The 4,497-nt window shown below is 61.8% G+C and carries 4 protein-coding genes; all 4 read right to left on the bottom strand.

The genetic code is table 11. The features are described 5' to 3' along the window. On the bottom strand, positions 1 to 1,533 hold a 1,533-nt coding region (locus tag HMPREF0372_RS07695; protein WP_007490466.1), incomplete at its 3' end, for a glycine betaine ABC transporter substrate-binding protein. After that, the gene (locus HMPREF0372_RS07700; protein ID WP_007490467.1) at positions 1,530 to 2,174 is read right to left on the bottom strand and encodes an ABC transporter permease; all 645 of its coding nucleotides are present in this window, start codon (positions 2,172 to 2,174) and stop codon (positions 1,530 to 1,532) included. The genes HMPREF0372_RS07695 and HMPREF0372_RS07700, both read right to left, overlap by 4 nt. A 4-nt stretch (positions 2,175 to 2,178) precedes the next feature. Beyond that, entirely contained in the window at positions 2,179 to 3,291 is a 1,113-nt protein-coding gene (locus HMPREF0372_RS07705) for a betaine/proline/choline family ABC transporter ATP-binding protein (RefSeq protein ID WP_007490469.1), read from the bottom strand. 139 nt (positions 3,292 to 3,430) lie between these two features. Further along, the gene (gene metA, locus HMPREF0372_RS07710; protein WP_007490470.1) at positions 3,431 to 4,348 is read right to left on the bottom strand and encodes a homoserine O-acetyltransferase MetA; all 918 of its coding nucleotides are present in this window, start codon (positions 4,346 to 4,348) and stop codon (positions 3,431 to 3,433) included. Between the last annotated feature and the right edge of the window lie 149 nt (positions 4,349 to 4,497).

The raw sequence follows: 4,497 nt of genomic DNA on the forward strand, positions 1-4,497 counted from the left end.
GCCGAGGGTGTGCAGGTAGTCTGCGGCCACCAGGTCCACGTCCTCTCCCAGCACGTCCACCCGGTAGGTCAGCTCACTCATGACCTCGTTGGTGAATTGGCCGGTGAGCAGCTCCAGGGTCTGCTCCAGCTCCGGCGCCCGGTCGGCGAAGTCCTCGAAGAGACCATCCCGGACGGTGAGCACCCCATTGTACTCGGGGAAGAAGGATTTGTCGTCCTCCAGAATGGTCAGGTTGGCGTCCTTGTTCAGACCGTCTGTGGCGTATACCACCATGACATCGTAGTTGCCCGACTTGATGGCGGTGTACTTCAGCATGATGTCCACCTGAATGGCCTCCTGGAACTGGAGGCCGTAGAACGCCACGAAAGGGCCGTACTTCATGCTGCCGGCATCGGTGTAAAAGTCCTGCTCCGCGCCGAAGCGCAGCTCCCCGGCGATGGGGGCCAGATCGCTGATGGCCGCGGGGTGGTAGGTATCCATCACCGCCTGGGTGACGCCGATGGAGTAGGTGTTGTCCACGCCGATCTTGCCCAGCATACGGGCGCCGTACTGCTCCCCGATGCGGCCGTTGACGAAGTCGTAAAGGCTCTGTCCCGCGGGGATGTCACTGGTGTCCAGCCCCAGGAAGGTGGTCAGGATGGTGCCGTCCCAGGTATACATCAGGTCACAGCTCGGCTCCCGCGCGGTGAGCTCCTTGAAGTTGTTGATCGAGGTCATGGGGTCGAGTATGCTGACCTCCAGCCCCGTGCGGTCCTCCACAAGCTGCTGCACCATGCGGTTGACCAACTGAACCTCGGAGAACTCCCCGTCGTAGAGGACAAGGGTGCTGGAGGTGTCCTTGGGCAGCAGGGAGGGCAGGCACAGGGCGGCCACCAGGACGGCCGCCGCGCCTGCTGTGAGCCGCCGGCGGAGGACGGCGTGCCGGCCGGGGCGGCGGCTGCTGTCCCGCCGGCCCATGCGGCGCTCGCAGAAGGCCATCAGGTTGTCCAGCAGCAGGGCCATGGCCATCAGCGCTGCGGTGCCGGAGAGAATCATGGACACGTCGTTGCGGCGGATGCCGGTATTGATGAGGTTGCCCAGGCCGCCGCCGCCCACCGAGGAGGCGAATACCGCCGTGCCGATGGCGTTGACCACGGCGATGCGCAGGCCGGTGAACAGCATGGGCATGGCCAGGGGGAGTTCCACGTGGAAGAGGCTGTAGACGCGGGTCATCCCCATCCCCTTGGCCGCCTCCTTGACGGCGGGGGACACCTGACTCAGCCCCAGGGTGACGTTGCGCACGATGGGCAGGAGGGAGTAGAGGGCCAGCCCCAGGATCACTGTTGGCTTGCCCGCCCCCAGGGGGGTGACCATGATGATGCCCAGCAGGGCCAGGGCGGGGGTGGTCTGAATGAGGTCCACCACCCGCAGGACCACGCCCCGGGCCGCGCGGCTGAGATAGCACAGCAGGCCCAGGGGCACCCCGATGAGAATGGCGATGAGAATGGCGAACACCACCATGGACAGGTGTTCCACCACCATGGAGAGGGTCATGCGTCACCGCCCCCCTTCCGCAGTCCCTTGGGCACCACATGCTTCTGGAGCAGGTCGATGAGCCCGCCCAGGAGGAAGGCCAGCAGGGCGGCCGGGACGGCGCCCAGCAGGATCAGGGCGTTGTTGCTGGACTGCACGCCCTGGTAGATGAAGGTGCCCAGGCCGCCCAGGCCGATCATGGCGGCCAGCACGGCCCAGCTCACGGTGTAGACCATGGACATGCGCAGCCCGCCGATGATGGTGGGCATGGCCAGGGGCAGCTCCACCCGGAGGAGCTGCTGGGCGGGACTCATGCCGCAGCCCTGTGCCGCCTCCTTATACTGCGCGTCCACCCCCAGCAGCCCGGTGAAGGTGTTTTTCAGCACCGGGAACATGGCGTAGATGGACAGGGCGATGAGGACGGTGGCGGGCTGGATGTGGAGCACCAGGAACAACAGGCCGATAAAGACCACGCCGGGGATGGTGTTGAACAGGGAGAGCAGGGGCAGGATGAACCGGGCCTGCCTGGGAAAGCGGGAGAGGAGGATACCCAGCCCCAGGCCCAGGACAAAGCCGATGGCCACCGAGACCAGGGTGTAGAACAGATGCACGCCGATGCTTCGGATCAGGGCCTCGGCGTTGCGCGCCAGAAACTCACCCATACCGTCACCCCCAGAGCTGTTCCGCCATGGCAGAGGCCATGCTGGTCTTGGTGATGATGCCCTCCACCTGTTCCGCCTCGCCCAGCACCACTAGATAGCTGGCGCCGCTGGAGATGAGCTGCTCAAAGCAGCCCTTGGCGTCGTCGCCGGAGTGGACGGTGGGAGTGGCGGTGCGTACCAGGGGAGCGATGTCGGTAACCACGTGGCCGTTGAGGCGGATGTCCGCGATGGAAACCGTGCCCGCGTAGCGGCCTGCGTCGTCCACCACGATCAGGGTGTCCACGTTGTAGCGCTGCATCTTGCGCACACACTCATTGGTGCCGCGGTGGAGGGAGACGGTGTAGACGCCGGTGCGCATGAAGTCGGCGGCGGTCAGCGCCTTATGGGAGGGCGTGTTGATAAACTTGCCCAGGAAATCCTGGATGAGACCGCTGGCCGGGCGGGCCAGCATCTCCTCTGGCGGGGCCATCTGGACGATCCTGCCGTGATCCATGAAAATGATCACATCGGCCAGGTCCAGCGCCTCCTCCATATCGTGGGTGACAAACACAAAGGTCTTGTTCAGCTTCTGCTGGAGGGAGCGCACCTCCTGCTGGAGGGTGCGCCGGGTCATGGGGTCCAGGGCGGAGAAGGGCTCGTCCATCAGCACGATGGGGGGCGAGGCGGCCAGGGCACGGAGAATGCCGATGCGCTGCTGCTGCCCGCCGGACATCTCGGAGGGGTACTTGTGGGCGTACTGCTCATAGGGCAGGTTGACCAGCTCCAGCAGCTCATGGACGATCTTGTCGCACGCCTCCTTGCTGTATTTCAGCAGATTGGGCACCACGCAGATGTTCTGGGCCACGGTCATGTTGGGAAACAGGCCGATCTGCTGGATGACATAGCCGATGTGGCGGCGCAGCTCCACCCTGTCCTGGGCGGCGATATCCTTGCCGTTTATATAGATCTTGCCGCTGGTGGGTTCGATCAGGCGGTTGATCATCTTCAGCGTGGTGGTCTTGCCGCAGCCGGACGAGCCGATCAGGACCGCCATCTGCCCCTCTTGGATTTCAAAGGAGATGTCGTCGATAATTTTCTGACTCCCGTAGGAGAGAGAAACGTGTTCAAAACGAAGCAAAGCGGAAGCCCCCTTTTTCCAGTGTAGTCCATATCAGTATAGCAAAATGAGGATTATTAGTCAAATCCGGGCAAAAATCCGAATGAAATCTTAACAAAGCACGCCGGGGAGAAGCGGAAGCTCCTTCCCGGCGTGCCGTTCAGCGCACCTTTGACAAGTCGTATGGAGTCGTTTGGTACAGGTAGTAATTCAGCCAGTTGGTATAGAGCAATTGGCCCGCGCTGCGCCAGCGGACCACAGGGACGCGGGCGGGATCATCCTCGGGAAAGTAGTGGGCGGGCACGGCGATGTCCAGCCCCTTGTCAATATCCCGGCGGTACTCTCTGGCTAGGGTGTCCGGGTCATACTCGGGGTGTCCCATGATGAAGAACTGGCTGCTGTCCTCCGTCTTGACAGCGTAGACTCCTGCCTCAGAGGAGGTGGCCAGCAGCTCCAGCCCCGGTGCGGCGCGAATATCCTTCTCCCACACCTCGGTATAGCGGGAGTGGGGGGCACAGAACACATCGTCAAAGCCGCGAAACAGGGGGGAACTGGGCTTGAGCACCCGGTGCTCGTACACACCGAAGAGCTTCCTGGGCAGGGAGCGCTTCTCGATGCCATGATGAAAGTACAGCCCCGCCTGGGCGCCCCAGCAGATGTGGAGGGTGGAGTGGACGTGGGTGCGGCTCCACGCCATAATTTCGCACAGCTCCGGCCAGTAGTCCACCTGGTTGAACTCCAGATTTTCCACTGGAGCGCCGGTGATGATCATTCCGTCGAAGTTACGGTCCCTTACCTGGTCAAAGGTGGTATAAAAGGAGGCCAGGTGGTCCTCGTCGGTGTGCTGGGACTGGTAGCTGGCCGTGCGCAGCAGTTCCACCTGGATCTGTACCGGCGTATTGGACAGCTTGCGCAGGATCTGAGTTTCCGTCACGATCTTAGTGGGCATTAGATTGAGAATCAAAACCTTCAAAGGACGGATATCCTGGTGCAGAGCCCGGTATTCCGTCATAACAAAGATGTTTTCGCTCTCCAGAATCGCAGTGGCGGGCAGAGCGTCTGGGATCTTGATGGGCATGCCTGAATTCCTCCGGTTCTGTTATTTATAATAGTAGAATAAGGGTAACATATTTAGAGGAGTACTTCAACCCGGGATTGCTGGACAGAAAAAAAGCGCGAAAAAAGGAAAAAAGGTGTTGACAAAGAGGAGGAAAGCTGGTATTCTAA

Origin of the sequence: Flavonifractor plautii ATCC 29863, assembly GCF_000239295.1 — a bacterium.
Taxonomy (GTDB): Bacteria; Bacillota; Clostridia; order Oscillospirales; family Oscillospiraceae; genus Flavonifractor; species Flavonifractor plautii.

What these genes read in the sequence shown, in the direction of transcription:
- HMPREF0372_RS07700 (WP_007490467.1), bottom strand. Translation starts at nt 2,174, where the DNA reads ATGGGTGAGTTTCTGGCGCGCAACGCCGAGGCCCTGATCCGAAGCATC.
- metA (WP_007490470.1), bottom strand. Translation starts at nt 4,348, where the DNA reads ATGCCCATCAAGATCCCAGACGCTCTGCCCGCCACTGCGATTCTGGAG.